At 60.5% G+C, this 17,953-nt stretch carries 20 protein-coding genes; 9 read left to right on the top strand and 11 right to left on the bottom strand.

Annotated features, from left to right (window positions below; genetic code table 11):
• Positions 1 to 173 precede the first annotated feature (173 nt).
• The gene (locus tag NKI20_RS27140; RefSeq protein WP_352836179.1) at positions 174 to 614 is read left to right on the top strand and encodes a hypothetical protein; all 441 of its coding nucleotides are present in this window, start codon (positions 174 to 176) and stop codon (positions 612 to 614) included.
• Between the two features lie 227 nt (positions 615 to 841).
• Entirely contained in the window at positions 842 to 1,381 is a 540-nt protein-coding gene (locus NKI20_RS27135) for a hypothetical protein (protein WP_352836177.1), read from the top strand.
• 59 nt (positions 1,382 to 1,440) lie between these two features.
• On the opposite strand, the gene NKI20_RS27130 is transcribed toward NKI20_RS27135, so the two are convergent.
• The 11 genes from NKI20_RS27130 to NKI20_RS27080 form a co-directional block, all read right to left on the bottom strand.
• A complete protein-coding gene (locus NKI20_RS27130) occupies positions 1,441 to 2,022 on the bottom strand; it encodes a hypothetical protein (RefSeq protein WP_352836175.1) in 582 nt (193 codons plus the stop codon).
• Positions 2,019 to 2,618 (bottom strand): L,D-transpeptidase, encoded by a 600-nt coding sequence (locus NKI20_RS27125; protein ID WP_352836173.1) that lies wholly within the window; start codon positions 2,616 to 2,618, stop codon positions 2,019 to 2,021. The genes NKI20_RS27130 and NKI20_RS27125 overlap by 4 nt, the downstream gene beginning before the upstream one ends.
• Positions 2,602 to 3,765, bottom strand: a complete 1,164-nt coding sequence (locus NKI20_RS27120) for a CpaE/TadZ family protein (RefSeq protein WP_352836171.1) — start codon at positions 3,763 to 3,765, stop codon at positions 2,602 to 2,604. The genes NKI20_RS27125 and NKI20_RS27120 overlap by 17 nt, the downstream gene beginning before the upstream one ends.
• A complete protein-coding gene (locus NKI20_RS27115) occupies positions 3,762 to 4,358 on the bottom strand; it encodes a TadE/TadG family type IV pilus assembly protein (RefSeq protein ID WP_352836170.1) in 597 nt (198 codons plus the stop codon). Before NKI20_RS27115 ends, NKI20_RS27120 begins: the two co-directional genes overlap by 4 nt.
• Positions 4,359 to 4,399: 41 nt before the next feature.
• A complete protein-coding gene (locus tag NKI20_RS27110) occupies positions 4,400 to 4,939 on the bottom strand; it encodes a TadE/TadG family type IV pilus assembly protein (RefSeq protein WP_352836168.1) in 540 nt (179 codons plus the stop codon).
• A gap of 5 nt (positions 4,940 to 4,944) precedes the next feature.
• Complete coding sequence (locus NKI20_RS27105; protein WP_352836166.1) at positions 4,945 to 6,438, bottom strand: TadE/TadG family type IV pilus assembly protein; 1,494 nt, start codon at positions 6,436 to 6,438, stop codon at positions 4,945 to 4,947.
• 71 nt (positions 6,439 to 6,509) lie between these two features.
• Positions 6,510 to 6,800, bottom strand: a complete 291-nt coding sequence (locus NKI20_RS27100; RefSeq protein WP_352486839.1) for a hypothetical protein — start codon at positions 6,798 to 6,800, stop codon at positions 6,510 to 6,512.
• Complete coding sequence (locus tag NKI20_RS27095) at positions 6,787 to 8,226, bottom strand: type II and III secretion system protein family protein (protein ID WP_352836163.1); 1,440 nt, start codon at positions 8,224 to 8,226, stop codon at positions 6,787 to 6,789. Before NKI20_RS27095 ends, NKI20_RS27100 begins: the two co-directional genes overlap by 14 nt.
• A 57-nt stretch (positions 8,227 to 8,283) precedes the next feature.
• A complete protein-coding gene (gene cpaB, locus NKI20_RS27090; protein ID WP_352836160.1) occupies positions 8,284 to 9,321 on the bottom strand; it encodes a Flp pilus assembly protein CpaB in 1,038 nt (345 codons plus the stop codon).
• Between the two features lie 100 nt (positions 9,322 to 9,421).
• Positions 9,422 to 9,661, bottom strand: coding sequence for a Flp family type IVb pilin (locus NKI20_RS27085; RefSeq protein WP_352836157.1), 240 nt, complete (start codon positions 9,659 to 9,661; stop codon positions 9,422 to 9,424).
• Positions 9,662 to 9,742: 81 nt separating this feature from the next.
• On the bottom strand, positions 9,743 to 9,982 hold the full coding sequence (locus NKI20_RS27080; protein ID WP_140648010.1) for a Flp family type IVb pilin: 240 nt from the start codon (positions 9,980 to 9,982) through the stop codon (positions 9,743 to 9,745).
• A gap of 536 nt (positions 9,983 to 10,518) precedes the next feature.
• Between NKI20_RS27080 and NKI20_RS27075 the strand changes: the two genes are divergently transcribed.
• The 7 genes from NKI20_RS27075 (at position 10,519) to NKI20_RS27045 (ending at position 17,790) form a co-directional block, all read left to right on the top strand.
• Positions 10,519 to 11,904 (top strand): TadA family conjugal transfer-associated ATPase, encoded by a 1,386-nt coding sequence (locus tag NKI20_RS27075; protein WP_352836154.1) that lies wholly within the window; start codon positions 10,519 to 10,521, stop codon positions 11,902 to 11,904.
• A complete protein-coding gene (locus NKI20_RS27070) occupies positions 11,904 to 12,875 on the top strand; it encodes a type II secretion system F family protein (protein ID WP_352836151.1) in 972 nt (323 codons plus the stop codon). The genes NKI20_RS27075 and NKI20_RS27070 overlap by 1 nt, the downstream gene beginning before the upstream one ends.
• Before the next feature lie 84 nt (positions 12,876 to 12,959).
• The gene (locus NKI20_RS27065) at positions 12,960 to 13,844 is read left to right on the top strand and encodes a type II secretion system F family protein (protein WP_352836184.1); all 885 of its coding nucleotides are present in this window, start codon (positions 12,960 to 12,962) and stop codon (positions 13,842 to 13,844) included.
• Positions 13,845 to 13,897: 53 nt separating this feature from the next.
• A complete protein-coding gene (locus NKI20_RS27060; RefSeq protein ID WP_352836148.1) occupies positions 13,898 to 14,452 on the top strand; it encodes a tetratricopeptide repeat protein in 555 nt (184 codons plus the stop codon).
• 1 nt (position 14,453) lies between these two features.
• Positions 14,454 to 14,993, top strand: a complete 540-nt coding sequence (locus NKI20_RS27055; RefSeq protein ID WP_352836145.1) for a prepilin peptidase — start codon at positions 14,454 to 14,456, stop codon at positions 14,991 to 14,993.
• Positions 14,994 to 15,374: 381 nt separating this feature from the next.
• Positions 15,375 to 16,511: a hypothetical protein gene (locus NKI20_RS27050; protein WP_352836142.1), complete on the top strand. Its 1,137-nt coding sequence runs from the start codon at positions 15,375 to 15,377 to the stop codon at positions 16,509 to 16,511.
• A gap of 259 nt (positions 16,512 to 16,770) precedes the next feature.
• Entirely contained in the window at positions 16,771 to 17,790 is a 1,020-nt protein-coding gene (locus NKI20_RS27045) for an isopenicillin N synthase family dioxygenase (RefSeq protein ID WP_352836139.1), read from the top strand.
• Positions 17,791 to 17,953: the final 163 nt, after the last annotated feature.

The following is a 17,953-nucleotide window of genomic DNA, read 5'->3' as shown; positions in this document are numbered from 1 at the left end:
GCGAGTGACCCGCGGGGCGACATGGTCCGGAAAAAAGACAGGAAACGCTTGACCTCACCGACCCCAATCAGAGAAGCCTGCTAGTTCTTTTGACTTGTGAGCTTAACCAAGTAGTGGAATGGACCGAACGTCATATGACGTCGTAGCGTTTTATTTCGGCGCGGGGAGGTCATATGACGATACAATTAGAAATCAAAGACTTGTTAGAAATTGCGGCGTACCGGCGAACCATCAGGAAGCTCGACCACGCCTATGACATCGACCTGGCAAATGCTTGCACACCTGCGCAACGGGAAAAGTTCGAGTACCGACACTATTGGGAAACATTGATATACTATGAACAGATTGCGGAGATAAAGACCAGGCGACTAATCCGGAAGGCGGATTATCTCAATATGTCGATTGGTTACGCGGACGACAACAGCCCAATGTGGAGAAGATCGTCTCAGCTCAACAGCTGGGTATTGACGCCACTTGGTTGCTCTGAAGTCCAAAACATGATCGGTCAAGAACGCAAAGACCGCCGAGAGCGCGCCAGTACTACCTGGGCTAGCGCGATCACCGGTCCACTCACCCGGCTGGTAGCTGTTTGGCTGCTTGCGCGCGGGCACTAGCCGCAGAGGCGGTCCCGCATGCGTCCCGTTCACGATGAGCAATACCTGAGGCTTGTCGCCCAGTTCAAAAGACCCCGAGGCTCTTCGAACGGTGGACGGGCCGGGTTGTTTTATAACGGCCAAGCAATCGCGGCCAACCTTCACAGCCATCAGGACATTTTTGGTGGAACCGTTAATCCTTGCGCAATCTATGCAGTCTATTCTGGCTGGCAGATTGGCGAGGGAACATGAAACGCAAGCCGCTTCTGCTTTTTGCCTTCCCGTTTCTCATTCTTGCGATCCTGGCAGGGGAGCGCATGGCAACGTTCTTGCTGGGAGCCTATCCGGCCAGCCCCACCGCATGGTGGATATGGCTTGAACTGCGTCCGTTGGCGACGATGCTTTGGCAGCAGGTCGATCTTTATCTGGGTGGTTCGATGGCCGTTGACGCCGCCATCCTGGTCGCTGCATCGATCATCTTGTGGATGGCGTACCGCACGAGAAAGTCGACTGCATTCTTCTTCCTTGCCAATCATCTAGCGCTCATTTTCGTCGGGCTGATGATCGCCGCCAACAGCCATTCGGAAACGGCGAGCACGATTGCCTCGTTCACAGCACCCAGAGGCCTCCAATTCTCGCTGATGGTTGATTTCTCATGGCGGAACATCCTGGTGTTAGCTCTGGGCTTTGCAGCCTGCGCCAACTGTCATGTCGCGTTCCTTCGCGAAGCCCGACAGCGTGGAGAGGTACTGGCCGTGCGTCTCATGGCCTTGAAGCGGGATCTCTAATCAACGCGGCAGGCGCTTCCGGAAGGCGCCGATATCGCCTGCCTCCACGCCCGCGCTCGCTAATTGATCTTGCGATAATAGACCTTGCCGTCCGGCGTTTCCGTTCGCTGGTAGGCGGGGTTCGGGGCAGGCGGCGCGGTGGCAATCCTCCTCTTGGGCGGCCGTGGCGTATCGACATCAGTGGGTTCGGCCGCGACTTCGGTGTCGGAAGACGCTTCCGCCACGGTACTGGTGGTGACGCCGGGTTCCGCGCTTGAGATGCCGGCGTCGCCGGCTGATGGACGGCTTTGTTCCAACCGGGCAATGTTGCCGTTGATCTCGTTGAAGCTGCCTTGCAGCTGGCTGTCCAGCTTCTCGAACCGGCTCTGGAAGCCGTTGTTGACCGTGTCGAGCCGTGCCGCGATCCGCTGCTCGAACGCCCCAAGCTGCGCCAGCCGCGCCTCGACGAAACGCAGATCGCTGATGCCCCGATAGAGATAGATCGCGGCCGCCATGTTGACCGCGGTGATCAGCAAGGCCCCGCTGGCGATGAGAATGCCGATCGCCTTGGTTTTGCTGGGTCTCTCGATGGCGTCCTGTTCGCGCTGTTCATGGTTTCCGACGTCGATCGCCGGCATGTCCGGTTCGCTGATCGTCGTCATTGGACCACCACCTTTGCGCCGACCGCGACGCGCTTGAAAAGATCGATCACATCCGTGTTTGTAAGCCGAAAACAGCCCGATGTCCCGTCGAAGCCGACCCCTGAAGGATCGTTGGTGCCGTGGATGCGGTAGAGTGTGTCTCGCCCGTCCCGGGACAGATAGAGCGCCCTAGCGCCCAGCGGATTGTAGGGACCGGCGGGCACCATTTTGGGCAGCTCCGGCTGGCGGGCCCGCATGTCCTGTGGCGGGCGCCATTCCGGCCATTCGGTCTTGGCCCCCACCTTGACGACGCCCGTCCAGCCGAACCCGTCGCGCCCGACGCTGATCTGGTAGCGCAGCGCCTGGCCCTGGCGGGTCACCAGGTAAAGCGCCTTCTCGTCCTTGCGGATGATGATCGTTCCCGGCTGCTCGGTGGTTGCGAAGGCAACGGCCTTGCGCAGGCTGGGCCCCATCGCCGGCAGCGGCGGCCGCTCGACCGATCGCGCCTCGGCGAAGTCCTGGACGGACAGCGCCAGCGCCGCGCCGAGCACGCAGGCGCCGGCCAGCCGCCCAGCGATCCGGTATCTCGCGATCCGGTGTCTATCGGGCAGCGTCATCGAGCCGCTCTTTGAACATCCGCTTCAGGTCCTTGTTGAAGCGCGCCCGCCCATCCACTTCCAATGGCGGGATGGCCCTGTTCAGCGCGTCGGTCAGAAGCGCGTTGTCCAGCGCCACCGACTTGATGTGCGGCGCCTTGAATATCTTTTCGAGCTCGCTGCGCGAAAAATGGTTCCCGAACCATTTGCGCTTGTGCTTGTTGGCGACCAGCGTGATGTTGACTGCGTTGCCGCGCAGCTCGCGGATCTTCTTGTAGAGCCGCTTGCCTTGTCGCAGCGAGGCGACATTGAGTTCGAAGACGATAAAGATCTCGTCGCTCGTCGACAGCACGGAATCGTGCCAGGGCGTTTCGAGATTGGGCAGGTCGATGACGATGTCGTCGAAGCGGTAGGCGACGAGATCCAGCAGCCGGAAGACGAAATCGCTGCCGTGCGGCTCGAACGGCAGCTGCGGCCGCTCGAACGCATAGAGGGTGAGGCCGGACGGGCGCGAAAGCTTGATGACATCCATCAGCTCGACGTCGAGCCGCTCCGGCTGGCCGATGATGCCGGCAAGGTCGAACTGGTTGAACAGATTGAGATAGGCGCCGCAATTGGCGCTCTGGAAATCGAGATCGACCAGGCAGGTCGAAGCCGCGCGCTCGGCCGATTTGGAGGCCAGGAATTCGGCCGCCGACAGCGCCATCGTCGTGGCGCCCGCGCCGCCGCTGGCGCCGATGAAGGTGATGATGCGGCTTTTGGCTCCCTGGTTGCCGGTATCGTGGAAGGTCACCGCGTTGAGCAGCTCCTTGCCGTCGAGCGGCTTGTGCAGCCAGTCCGAGGCGTTCATGCGCACCAGCACGCGCGTCCGTTCCGACGTCAGCTCGTCGGAAACCGCGATCAGCGGCACAGTGGCCCACAGCGCGCGCGCCTCGACGATGCCGGGCCTGCCGAGCAGCTCGCCATTGCCGAGATCGAGGATGACGATGCCCGGGCGCGTATCCGCCGGCGGCCCCTTGAGAAAGTCGCCCATCTCGGAAACCTTGACATCATAGATCGCCAGCGCATCCAGCCGCGTCGCCACATCGCGCTTGAAATCAGCATCCGAAGAGAACAGCGCAACCTGCTTGCGCTTGGTCGGCGTAACCTTGGTGTTGATGGCATTCATGGCGCGGTACTCTTCAAATCTTCGCCCGTGACCGTGCTCAGCATGGTGGGCATGGTGAGATCTCCGAACCCGAGCAGTCCGCCCAGGAAGAAGAACTGGAACTTGATGTTCTTGAGGCTGACGGTGATTGTCGGCACGGGCCCGCCCAGCCTGGTCTGGTAGCCGAGGCCGGTGGCCGTATAGGTGACGACGACGTTGTCGCGCCGCAGACCCGGAAAGAAGTGACACATGCCGGGCCGCTGGCCGGTCGCTGGGTTCGGACAGGCATCGTCACCGGTGTTTGCGGTGTCGCCGCGAAAGATGCGGCTAAAATTCGCGGGGCTGAGTGCGCCGCTGTTGGTGCAGGAGCCGGCGGTTCCGGTGTAGCTGCAGACGAATGGACCGTAGGCCCCCGCGGCCACCGGGGCGCCAGGAGAAGAGATCGGTGCGGCGGTTGTAAGCGCCGTGGCAACCGGGTCGGAAATGGACGCCAGCCGCGCCCCGGCCTGAACGGCCTTGGTGGCCGCATTCCATTGATAGAAGGCATAGCCGAAATCGACGAAGCCGAGGGTAAGAGTAAGCAGCAGCGTCGCCGCGATGGCCATTTCGACCATCGTCGCTCCATCCTCCGATCTTAGGAAACGCCTCAGCATCATCAAAATCGGATTAACCGCTCCTGGTGGCTACTCCCGAGCGTGATTGGCCCGATGTTCAGCAACGACAGCATGCCGATGCTGTCGCGGTCACTGTAGGCGTAGGTGCCGGACGCAGTCACGATGCAGACCTGCGCGGTGGTCGAGAGGTAAAGAACGACGCCGTTGCTATCCACCGTGTTGTGACAGGTGGCGGGGTCGGCGATGGTGACATTCACGTTGGACTTCTGCCAGCCGGCGATACGCGCGGGTGCTGTCCCCGTCACGTTGCCGAACACAGCAATGTTGGTGGCGATGCCGGCGCAGTCGATCGCTGCCAGCCCGGCACTGGTATACAGCTGGCTGTTGCAACGTGCGGCGAAGCGAGCCGCATCGGAAAGTCCGGCTTCCATCAGCAGCTTGTCGTGGATGAGGTTGCCGAATTCGAAAACGCCCGCCGACAGGAACAGCATGAGCGGCGCTACCAGGCTCATCTCGATAAGCACCGTGCCGCGCTGGTCGGAGCGAAAGCGATTCAGGATGCGTGACAGCTCTCTCAACATCGCCGTCACCTGTAGAGCTGCGCTTCGTCGCGCAGGAAATTGTCCAGCGTTCCTTGTCCGCCACGCCCGTTTATGTCGACAAGTTCGACCCTGATGGTCTGGTCTGAGCCGCTTTCGACCGTTTCTGTGATTAAGAAGCTGCCGAAGGCCTCGACCGGCAGGGGTGGCGACGAGTTGCCTCCCGACATCAAGCCGGCCGCCGCCAATGCCTGGCAGTTCAAGATGGCGCCATAGAGGAGACGGCGGTCTGGATTACTCACTTTGTTAGCTGAGCAGCTTGGCGTGCCGATCTCGCCACCGTTCGAGGGATGGCCTACAATGCCCTGGGATATCTCGTAGCGATAGACGCTATAGCGGGTCGGCTGGTTGGTGTTACTGGCCGGGTTCACGCCGTCTGCTCCCATCGGCTTTGGCACTGTCACGGGGGCGGTAGTGGTATTGAAATTGGTATTCCAATATTGATCGAAGTCCCAGTTGCCATTTCCGATGCGTCCGTTGGTGTCTATTGTGCCGTTATCACGCGGGAAGGCTTCGAAATTGGTCGGCTCTGCCGGGCTTACGGCGTCGGCGTTGCATGCGTTGCCTTGGGTTTTGTAGCCCTTGCGCACGTTTTCGCCGGGTGCAAAGTTGGGGTCGTTCCTGTTGCTGTTCATCGGGCCGTTGTAGACGTCGAAGCGAACGTTCAGTGCATCTCGGGCCGTTGCGAGGAAGCCGGGACGCAGTAGCACCCCGCGTGAATTGTAGCATGCCTGCGATTTAACTTCGGCGATCATATCCCTGATGGCGTCTGCGCCGCTAGAGCTATCGGGCGGCTGCAGGAAGCCGTAGTTTCCAGGCGAATTCTGTGCCGAAGAACCGCCTTGCTGGCGCAATTCAATCAGGCGCCGGCGCTTCGCCGGATCGGCCGCGACGGTATAGAGGGTGTCTGTCGTATTCTCATATGGGTTGCAGATGTACACCGGCGTGAAATCGCAGGCGCTACGCGAGAAGCCTGCCACCGCCACCGCGCCGATGTTGTAGGAGTTGCTGGCGCTGGACGACAAAAAAGAGGCCGGGAAGATGGTGGAGAAGCCGACCGGCGTTACCCTGACCTCAACGAACTGCGCCAAATTGGCATCGGCCACCTCGTCCGGGACTACGTTCGCCGTGGCAATCGCGACGTCATCGGTAGCGGGGAGCGATCGGAGATAGCGCCTTGTGACGCCGGCCGCGGCAAGCGTCACAGGGCCATCGGCCGTTGAAAAATTGTAATTGTTGCTGACCAGTGTGGCCAGCGCACGGTCGGCCCTCGTGATGCTGTCTGATCGGCCGTCAAGCTCGGCGGCCGCGGCGAGCGCCAAGGCATCGGTGCCCTTCTGCAGGTCGTTGTGCAGGTTGTTCATCCTGCTCATGTCTATCGCCAGCAAGGAGAAGCCGATGATCGCCGGCAGCATGACGCTGACGAGGATCAGCGCTATTCCCCTCTGATCGTGCCAGAACGCGCGAATGGTCCGCAGCATGGCTCTACTCTCTACCCCTTAGCGTCAGGGCTCCTCGCTTGCCCGGCGCCCTCCGCATCCTTCCGTTCAGTTCACTGCGTCACACCCGACCCGCCGACATTGACCGTGATCGCCGGCGGCGGTGGTGGTGGCGGTGGAAATTTGTAGTTGTGCGCAACAAGTGCGGCGCGCGTGCCGTCGCCTTCGATGTGTGTGTTCCTGGAGGCCGGATTGAGCGGATCGACCGTCTGCAGCAGCGAATTGAATTTCTGTGTGTCGCCGGCAGCCAAGGTCACCGAATCATAGTGGTTCAGATAGTCCGCGGCACAGCCCGACAGGGCACCGGCGCACAGAATGAGGATCAAGGCGCTATTTCTTGACATAGAGCATCTTGTCCTTCGATTTGAAGTCGAGCATGTGGCCATAGGGGCCGGTGACGCCGTCGCCGGTTTCGTACTTCCGGATCATGTCCTTGTTCACTTCGAGCTGGCCGAGCAGGAACAGCTCGGGATCGTTGGCCGGCCGCGTCTTGTCGAAGGGTGTCGCCAACTGCTCGCCGGGCTTGACCGGCCGCACGAGATGCGGCGTCACGATGACGACCAGTTCGGTCTCTTCCTTCTGGTTACTCGAATTGCGAAAAAGCGCCCCGACAATCGGTACCTGGCCGAGCCACGGCACCTGGTTCTGCAGCTTAGTGGTCTTGCTGGACAGCAAGCCGCCGACCGCGAAGCTCTGGCCGTCGCGAAGCTCCACCACGGTCTCCAGCTTGCGGTTGGTGAAGATTGGGTCGCCGGCGCTGGTGAAGCCGGTTAGGTCGCTCACTTCCGGCGCCAGTCTCATATGGATCTTAGAGTCGTCGAGCACAACCGGCGTGAACAGCAAATTGACGCCGAATTGCTTGAACACGATGGTGACCTCGCCGTCCTTGGTGGTGGTGCGGATAGGCACTTCACCGCCGGCGTTGAAGCTGGCCGGCTCGCCGGAAAGCGTGGTGAGGTTGGGTTCGGCCAACGTGCGCACCACGCCTTTGGCCTCGAGTGCCTCGATGACCAGGTCGACCTTGATGTTGCTGTCGATGACGCGAGTGATGAGCGCCGCGAAAGGATTGGTGTTCGAGAGCAGGCCGCTGATAATGTTACCAGTTCCGGCGATCACACCGTCTTCGTCGATGGCGGCGTCGCCTGTCCCTGTCCGAGTTGTGGCGCTACTGTTCCGGCTTCTGATCGAAACACCAAGATCACGGCCGGCATTGCGCTTGGCCTCTAGGATACGCACTTCAAGATTGACCTGCTGGCTGTCGTCGACGATGACCGAATTGATGATGGCGTCGGGGCCGTACTGCTGCGCCACCTCCATGATAGATGCCAGCATGGCGCCATCCTTGACATGGCCGGCCAGCCTGATCTTGCCATTGATCGAGCCGATCTCGATGCGCGCCCTGGGCGCCACCTGGCGGATCGCCTGCGCCATGTCGCTGACATCGAGGCCCACCTCGACCTGAATCGTGCCAAGTGTGCGCTTGTCCTCGGAAAACAGATTGACGGTGGTGGTGCCAACGCTCTTGCCGATGACATAGAGGGTGCGGTCGGTCATCGGTTGGGCATCGGCGATCTTTTCGTCGCCCACCGCGATGTCGCCAAGAGTGGAGTTAACCTGGATCGTCACCGACTGCGACACGGGCACGAAGATGCGATGGATGGTTGGGTTCGACACGTCGATGAAGCGGTCGGCGGCGCGAGCCGAGGGGCTTGATAGCGCCGCAAGGCAGGCAAGCACGACTGCCGCAAGTGGTCCCCAGAACGTACGCATCTACGCTAACCCCCTTACCGGCTGATTCGGACTCCGTCTAATCCTAGTACGCCGGTGCTATTTTTGTCGCGGCACATCGTATGTTTCGAGCTTTATACCTCGAAAGACACCGATTGTCGCCCGCGCCGGCGGCTCCGGCTGCACATATTTGACCACTTCCTTGACAATTTCCTTTACTTCCGGCGCAGATGCCACGGCCGGGGCCGGCTTGACCTTGCTCAAGTCGTCGAGCCGGCTTCCGACCCGCTCCACGGCCCGGGTCAACCCGGCGAGCTTGTCGTCGGCGCGCTTGCGCTCGGCCGCGGCCTCAGCTTCGGCTGCCGCCTTCTTGCTGAGTTCCGCCTGCCTGGCGGCGACGTCGGCCGGCGTGTCGCCGGTCAGGTCGGAAAGCGTGACGCGCTCTGTCGTTTCGCCGTTGCTGGCAGCTGACTGGCGAAGCGCCAGCGACAACTGACCTGCGCCGGCGGCGAGCGTGAGCTTCTGCGCGTCCTTGGTGCTGGCCTCGAGCGTTACCGCTTTCACCACGGTCGGACTGTCCTGGCTCTCATCCGCAACCTGGTCGACGGCGAGCACCTTCATGCTCTGCAACAGCACATCGACAAAACTCTTGTCCGCGCCGTCGTCGCGCACCGTGCGCGTCAAAAGCACGTCGACCCTATCGCCGGGGAAGACAAAGCCGGCGACACCAAGCACGTCGTTGACGCGGATGGAAACAGCTTTCATGCCTTCACCCAGCACCGCCGAAAGCGTGGCGCGCTGCCCTGGCCCGGTGATCTTGCTGGCAAGGACGGGCTCGTTGGCGCTGATCGCCTGCAGCGCTTGCCTCGTACCATTGCCGGCCAAGGCATCTTTCGTTGTCTTGAAAGCGCCGGTCGGAACCGCGCCTGCTGGCCATGCTATTTCTTGAAGCTTGTCGGCGGTCAGTATGTCGCCGAACTTTAGCGGCACGGCCGCCACCACGACCGTGTCACGCTTGATCCCGTTCGCCTCCGCCATGGCGCTTCGTTGGTTGGCAAGCCAGATATTGGCGAGCACGACCGCCAGAACGCCGAAGATGCCGGCAAGAATGATCATGATGACAGTATTTGCACGCATGAGCCCAACCCCAAAAAAGGCCTGCAAAGATCGGCCGCGTCAGCCTACCGCGACTGGTATCAGGCCCGGTCCCGAAGACCCGGGCCTGATGGCGTAAGCTTCAGGTGCCGACGCCCGTTCCCTTGATACAGGTACCGAAAGTGCCAGCGACTCCAGTGGAGCCCTTGCCGTCAAGAATGTCGCACAACCCGCCAAAGCGTCCGCTGACCCAGAGCCCGATCGCAACAATTGCAAGAATTGCCGCGCCGGCGATGATGCCGACCAGGATGGAATATTCGACCATGGCGGCACCGTTCTCGTCGTCATAGAACTGCTTGGCGATACCAATGAGCTTCCCCATCAGAATTCTCCTCTTGCCAGAGTTGAAACCAACCAGTTCAGGCCCGGATTTTGTGACCCGGGCCTGACAAGGAATAGACGATCAGGTACCGACGCCCGTTCCCTTGACGCATGTGCCGAAAGTACCAGCGGTGCCAGTGGAGCCCTTGCCGTTGAGAATGTCGCAAAGGCCGCCAAAGCGTCCGCTGACCCAGAGGCCGATGGCGACGATCGCAAGGATCGCCGCTCCGGCGATGATGCCGACTAGGATGGAATATTCGACCATGGCAGCGCCGTTTTCGTCATCGCGGAACTGCCGGGTCATCGTCATGAGCTTCTTCATGATAATTTCTCCCTTTGGAGTTTGAACCCGACGAGACGAGCCAAGGATGAAATCCATACCTGAGCATCCCCCGTCATCTCGATCCTTGTCCCACGAAGAAGCAGAGTCAAATGGGATTAACGGTCCCTTAACCTTTCAATACCTGACAGCGCGAGCTCAGAGACCAACTCAATATCGACAAGAGCTTGATTCGACTAATTTTTCAAGCGTCCTTAACCATTCGTTCACAATTTTGCCACACCCGCGACGGTGGAATAGGTATATTAGCGATACTGCATAATCCTTTATATCTAATGGCTTACGACCGCTTATAGGCAGCCCGGCATTTGTTACGGTGCGAGAAGTTCCGTGAGGCTGGAAGCTCGCGTCGGCGTCCGACGAGGGGGGAGCGCAGCGTTGAAGCAAAAACGATATTTTTTGAGTCAGCTCTTTAACTATGTTGTAAGTATTACCTTGTCGCACTCACGTTCGCCGCTTGTGCCCCTCGTGGTTAACGCTTAGTTTGCGGTCCGGGGAATCGTCAAGGTTTGAATGCGATGTTGGGCCGCTTCATCAAGGGACCGAGTGAAACGCAGGCACTGCAGCCGGCACCCTCCGTGGCGGCGACCAATGGAGCGGCAATCGTCCCGGGCGCGGATGTCGAAGCGTATGGCGACGATTTCCTGACGCTGAAGGTGGAGCTTCACCGTCATCTAATAGACCGGTTCAACCTGTCCGCGCTCGAAACGGCCTCCAAGGACGAGATTCTGAACGAGATCAGGCCGATCGTGCGCGAGTTCGTGCGAAGCCGCAATGTGCCGTTGAATGCGCGCGAGCTCGATCAACTGACCAGCGATACGGCCGACGAGATGTTGGGGCTAGGGCCGATCGAGCCGCTGCTCAAGGATGATTCGATCGCCGACATCCTGATCAACACCCACAATCACGTCTTCATCGAGCGCCGCGGCGTACTCGAGGAAACCTCGATCCGCTTCCGCGATGAGGCGCATCTGCTGCGCGTCGTCAACAAAATCGTCTCGGCGATTGGCAGGCGCGTCGATGAATCGTCGCCGATGGTCGATGCGCGGCTGGCGGACGGCTCGCGCGTCAACATCGCGGTGCGGCCGATCTCCGTCGACGGGCCATTGGTGTCGATCCGCAAATTCTCCAAGAATCCCTATTCGCTCGAGCGGTTGGTGGCATTCAATTCGATCCGCCCGCCAATGGTCGACATGTTGCGGATCGCCGTGCAGGCGCGCAAATCGATCCTGGTTTCCGGCGGCACCGGCAGCGGCAAGACGACCTTGCTGAACGCGCTGTCGAGCTACATTCCGTCCACCGATCGTCTGATCACCATCGAGGACGCGGCGGAGTTGCAACTGCAGCAGCCGCATGTCGGCCGGCTGGAGACACGCCCGCCCAATGTCGAGGGCAAGGGCGAGGTCCGCCAGCGCGAGCTGGTCAAGAACGCGCTGCGCATGCGGCCGGACCGCATCATCGTCGGCGAAGTCCGCGGCGAGGAAGCCTTCGATATGCTGCAGGCGATGAACACCGGCCATGAAGGGTCGATGACCACCATCCATGCCAACACGCCACGCGACGCACTGTCGCGCCTCGAACAGATGGTCGGCATGGCAGGGATGCCGATGACACACGAATCCATCCGGGCCCAGATTGCCTCGGCCATCGACATCATTGTGCAGACGCAGCGGCTGTCGGACGGCAACAGGCGGGTGGTCTCGATATCGGAGTTGACCGGCATGGAGGGCAATGTCGTCCAGTTGCAGGAACTTTACCACTTTGTGCGCCGCGGCATCGCCGCTGATGGCCAGATCGTCGGAGAATTCCGCGCCACCGGCATCCGCCCGCGCTTTGCCCAGGAAGCGGCGACGCAGGGACATCATTTCGCCAAGGACGCCTTCAATCCGCAGGTTCCGCTCTGATGCTCACCGGTCAGACTTTGCTCTATTTCATCTATGTACTGGCGGCTGCATCCGTCATTCTGGCGGCCGAGGCGCTCTACGTCTCCTATGCCAAGGGCCGCTCGCGAGCCGGCACAATCAACCGGCGGCTCAAACGACTGGCGGACGAGGCTCCTGCCGAGCAGACGTTGCAAGGCCTGCTGCGCGAACGCGGGCTGACAGACTCCGGTGACTATATCTTTGGCGCCGTTGGGCTGAACAGGCTCTACACCCAATCCGGCATCACCGGAAATCCGCTGACATTTGCCGCCATCTTCATCTTGGCAGGACTGGTTGTGGCGCTGCTCCTGAAACTGCTGGTGGGATTTTCGGCAATCCCGGCCCTGATCGCCTTCATTATTGTGGGCTTCGTCCTGCCTATCCTCTACCTTCGCCGGTCCCGCGACAAGCGGATCATGAAATTCGCCAAGCAATTGCCCAACGCGCTCGACATGATCGTGCGTTCGCTGCGCGCAGGCCACCCCGTCTCGGTGGCGGTCGGGCTGGTCGCGCGCGAAATGCCTGACCCGCTCGGCACCGAATTCGGCATCGTTTCCGACGAAATCACCTTCGGGCTGAGCATCGAGCAGGCAGCTCGGAAACTGTCCGAACGGGTCGGCTTCGAAGGCCTTCATTTGCTTTCGGTGTCGCTTTCCATTCAGTCCAAGACCGGCGGCAACCTTACTGAGATTCTTGCCAATCTTTCGTCCGTGTTGCGCGAGCGGCAGAAACTGAGGATGAAGATCAGGGCGCTCTCGGCCGAGGGCCGCTTCTCGGCATGGTTCATCTCGCTCTTCCCGCTCGTCATGTTCGCGATCCTTTGGCTCTCTGCCCCGAGCTACTATGGAGCGGTCTGGGGGAACCCGCTCATCTTTCCGGTGTTCACCATCTTCGCCGCGTGGGCCCTGCTTGGTGACTTCATCATGTATCGTATGATCAACTTCGATTTCTGATTGGAGCGGGCTATCAACGTCCTTTTGAACATCCTGGGTTCCGAATTTCTCGTCTCGCTTTCGGTTTTCCTGGCAGCGACGACGATGTTCCTGTTCGGCGCGCTCGTCTTCCTGCCTGCCCTTCAGACCCGCAAGCTGGTCAGTGAAAGCCTGCTGTCCGAAGTAGGACTCAATCGGCGTTCGCTGGACGCGCAGCAGCAACTCGTCAAGCTTTCGGCGCAGCGACCGATCGACGCCTATTTCCGCACAGTAGAGAAGGAACGCGGCGAGCCAAATGCGCTCGAAGCGCGACTTTTTCGGGCGGGATTTTATCACTCCAGCGCACCAGTCCTCTACACCTTGTCGCGAATCGCTGCCGTCGCCATCGGTTTTCTCGGATGCTATGCCGGGCTGGCTGCTGCTGTCCCGCCGCAAATCCCAGGCTTCATAACGTTCGGCGGCGCCGCCCTGTTCGGGCTCGCTTGCCTGGTCATTCCGAGCATCGCGCTCGATCGTTTCGAGAACGCGCAGAAACAGACCTACCGCCGCGGCTTCCCCGATTTCATGGACATGATGATCACCTGCGCCGATGCCGGCATGAGCCTGGAGGCGGCGGTCGAGCGGGTGAGCCAGGAAATGGCAGGCACCCACAAATGGCTGGGCATCCAGCTTGCGATCATGAATCTGCAATTGCGCGCCGGCAAGCCGCTACGCGAAGCGCTGCGCGAACTGGCTGATCGTATCGGTCTCGAGGAAGCGCGCGCGCTCGCCGTGCTGTTTCGGCAGTCGGAAGAACTCGGTACCAGCCTGACCGAAGCGCTGCGCGTTTATAGCGACGAAATGCGGACCCAGAGAATCCTCTATGCCGAGGAGCGCGCCAACGCGCTACCGGTCAAAATGATGATCCCATTGGGCATCTGCATTTTTCCGGTAGTGCTCATGATCGTCCTGTTACCGGTAATCATTCGCATGAGAGGCATTTTCTTCTAGGTAACCATATGCTTTGGTTCTAAAAATAGAGTAGGGGATTCGTGGGAGACACAATGACTAGGCCAAAGCGCCTTGCAGCCGCGACCAGCCTGCTGCTTATCCTGCTTGCGGGCTGCCAGACAAATGGAGCGGACTTAACCGACGGTGTCGTTCGCACCAATGAGCCGTCGAAGGGCGACGTAACGTCCTTTGGCGATGCTTTCGACGGGCTGAAGACGGTCAGCGACGTCGAATATTACGCCTCGGACCAGGCTGTTGCCGAGGCGAAGAACCAGTTCCGTGCGGAAAACTACGGCAATGCGGGCGCTCTGTTCCTGAAGGCAACACGCCTGGCACCCAATGACGGTGGCGCCTGGATGGGGTTGGCCGCCTGCACCGACCGGATCCACCGCTTCGATCTGTCCGACCGAGCTTATGCCCGTGCGTCCAGGCTGGTCGGTGGGACGCCCGAATATTACAACAATGTCGGCTATTCCTACCTGCTGCGCGGCAAGCTGCAGGATGCACGCAGCAATTTCCTCAAGGCTTATGAACTGGCGCCCAACGATCCGACCGTTGCCAACAATCTGAAGCTGCTGTCGTCAAGCGTGCAGAATATCGAGCGCTAGCATGTTGCTCGTCGAAGCGCTGCTGCTGAAGGTCCTCGCCATCCCTCTGCTGGCAAGGATTGCCTGGCTCGACTTCACCACCCAGAGGATATCGAATCGCGACGTGCTGCTGCTGCTCTGCCTCGGAGCGGGGGGCCTGCTGCTGCTGTCGCTCCAATCCGGATCGTGGTGGGATATGGGGCTGAGCGCCACGGCCGGGCTTCTACTGTTCGTCGCGCTCTTCCCCTTCTGGGCCTTGCGCAAGATCGGCGCCGGAGACGTCAAGCTGATCGCTGTGGTGCCTTTTTTGATCGGCGGCAGCGATCTGGTTGTATTTTCGGTGCTGCTGTTGGTTTTCGCCCTCGCCACCGCTGCAATCGTGAAAAACCCGTTCATGCTGCCTGCCGGTGCTTTTCGGCTCATTGTCCAGCATTTGGATCGCAAGGGCGTGGTGCCGTTCGGCGTGCCGATCTCGATAGCCGCGATCTGTACGATAGCGTTCCTGATCTACAAAAGTCTGGTGCTGGCGAACAGTTCTGGAATCCTGAACCAGCTTAATTGAACCTCGCAGCCGCACAGCTGGATTCGCCGCGTAATGGGATCGGCCCGGCCGTGCGAGCCTTTCCCCCCACGCCGCCCGTTCTGGACCAGGGCTACGAACTCGGGTTGACGGGTTACTTCACTTCGCAGCCTTCGCCGCCGCGTCGGCTGACGGAAACGAAAAACCCGCCAGTACGGGCGGGTCACTGGCGCAAATCAGCACCATAGGCAAATATGTACCATAGCTGAGGTCATGAAGTCAAGGAAAAAATTCCTATCATGAACGGCGCCGCCGACACCGCCGGCTGTCGTCAGGTCTTTTGTCAGCCTGAGTTCGGAGCCCGGGGACCTTGCCGGGCAATCAGGGCGATGGCTAAATAAACGATCACAGGGAGAAGGCAGCATGGCACTTCACCTTTCGGCAGATGCCTCGGTTTCAGTCGCTCCGCAGAAATATCTCTTTGGTCCGTTCATCGACTTTTTCATGCTTGGCGGGAGCGCGCTCCTGATCCTGCCGGTGCTGTATTTCGTGCCGCTCAAATACGAAGGTCTGGTGGCGCTGACGGCGTTCCTGCTGTCGCATCTCATCAACCAGCCGCACTTTGCGCATTCCTACCAGATTTTCTATCGCAACTACGCGCGCAAGGTGCGCGGTGACGGATACGACAGGAGCCTCCAGCTTCGCTACATTTTCGCGGGCATTGTCGTCCCGCTGATCATGGCCGCCTTCTTCGCCTATGGCGCCGTAACCGGGAACGCTCGCCTGCTGGGATATGCGACCAATGCGATGGGCTTTTTCGTCGGCTGGCACTACGTCAAGCAAGGCTACGGCATGCTGATGGTGGACGCCGTCTTGAAGCGCAAATTCTTCAGCGATCAGGACAAGAAGGTGCTGCGGTTCAACGGCTATGCCGTGTGGCTGTTCGCCTGGCTTCAGACGAACGCGGTGATCACCGAACGGCAGTTCTGGGGCCTGGACTACTACACGTTCGCCGTCCCGCCATGGCTCCTCAACATCGCCGTCGCGGTCGCCGCCGCTTCCTCGGCGGCCACCGTCGTGATGTTCGCCAACCGCTGGCGCAAGCATGGTGGCGCGCTGCCCTATAACGGCGTCGTCGCTTATGTCGTCACGCTTTATGCCTGGATCCTGTTCGTGACGATAAATCCGCTCTGGCTGCTTGTGGTGCCGGCGCTCCATTCGCTGCAGTACCTGGCGGTGGTCTGGCGTTACCAGACCAATGTCGAGCGCGACCGCGCGGATGCCGCCAGGGATCCGGGATTCAAGGTCCTGTCCATTCTCGGGCCGCTGTACAGGCTGCGGGTGCTGATATTCATCGTCGCCGGCACAATTCTTGGCGCGCTTGGTTTCTGGCTCGTGCCGATGGCGCTGACCGCCTTGGTTCCCTACGACAAGCAGGTGCTCGGCTCGTCGCTTTTCCTGTTCATAGCGTGGATATTCATCAACGTGCACCACTACTTCCTGGACAACGTGATGTGGCGTCGCGGCAATCCGGAAGTGTCGAAATATCTGTTCCGCTAGCTGCTATTGGACGATGTCGCGCTCGAAAGACGGTCCGCACGACGCCTTGCGGGCAAAAACACCAGTTTTGAACATTATTTGCCGACAGGCCATAAGATGCAGCGCTGGCGTTCTTCCATTCGGACCAGATTGGCGTGCCCGTTGCTTTGATCGGCAGTCACCGCGTGCCACTTTTGGAGGCGCGATCCGTGCCCGGATCTCCTGCCTGTGGTCGCTTCTACTTCTCCCAGGCAAGGCAGAGAATGGAAGGAACCTGACCATGCCCAGAATTGTGCCGGTGCTTGATCTGAGCCGTCTCGAACAAGGTGCGTCCGAGCATCGCACCTTTCTCCTGGACCTGCGCACGGCGGCCCGGGACGTCGGCTTCTTCTATCTCAGCGGCCACGGAATGTCAGCCGCTGGGATCGACGACGTGCTCGATGCCTCGCGCCGCTTCTTCGCGTTGCCCGAAGCCGACAAGCTGGCCGTCGAAATGGTCAAGTCCCCGCAGTTTCGCGGCTACACCCGCGCCGGCGGCGAACTGACCAAGGGCACCGCCGACTGGCGCGAGCAGCTCGACATCGGTGTCGAGCGCCAGCCCATAGCGCAAGGGCCGGGAGTAGCACCCTGGACGCGGCTGCAAGGGCCGAATCAGTGGCCCCACGCGTTGCCGGAGCTCAAGCCGGCGCTGCTGGCATGGCAGACCGAGGCGACGGCGGTGGCGATCCGCCTGCTGAAGGCCTTCGCGCTGTCGCTCGATCAGCCCGAGGACGCCTTCGACGCGATCTACCGGGATTCGCCCAACCATCGCATGAAGATCGTGCGCTATCCCGGCCGTCAGGCGACCGGCACCGACCAGGGCGTCGGCGCGCACAAGGATGGCGGTTTCCTGACCTTGCTGCTGCAGGACGACAACAAGGGGCTGCAGGTCGAATATGACGGCAGCTGGGTGAATGTCGATCCGCTCCCCGGAACGCTGGTCGTCAACATCGGTGAACTGCTCGAACTGGCATCGAATGGCTATCTGCGCGCCACCGTGCACCGCGTCGTAACCCCGCCTGCCGGCGTCGAGCGGATTTCCGTGCCCTTCTTCTTCAGCGCGCGGCTGGATGCCACCATCCCGCTTCTCAGCCTTTCCGAGGAACTGGCGGCGCAGGCGCGCGGACCGGCAAGCGATCCCGACAACCCATTGTTCCGCGATGTCGGGACCAATGTGCTCAAAAGCCGGCTGCGTTCACATCCCGACGTGGCACGCCGCCACTATGCCGATCTGCTCGAGACCGGAGCCGCGGGCTCGTGAGGACTCTTGCCGAGCACGAATTTTTGCGAATTTGCACATTTTTTGGAATTTCATTCGTGGCCGAAGCCAAGAAATAAGCCCAGACTGGCAAAATCGTTCGGCGGTTTCCTCCCATTCCGCCGGACGGTGTTCCCCTCTGAAGGTTTGACCTTCTTTTGGCCGG

This window comes from Mesorhizobium sp. M0830 (assembly GCF_040319965.1).
GTDB lineage: Bacteria > Pseudomonadota > Alphaproteobacteria > Rhizobiales > Rhizobiaceae > Mesorhizobium.
This window is presented reverse-complemented; position numbering and strand designations above follow the sequence as displayed.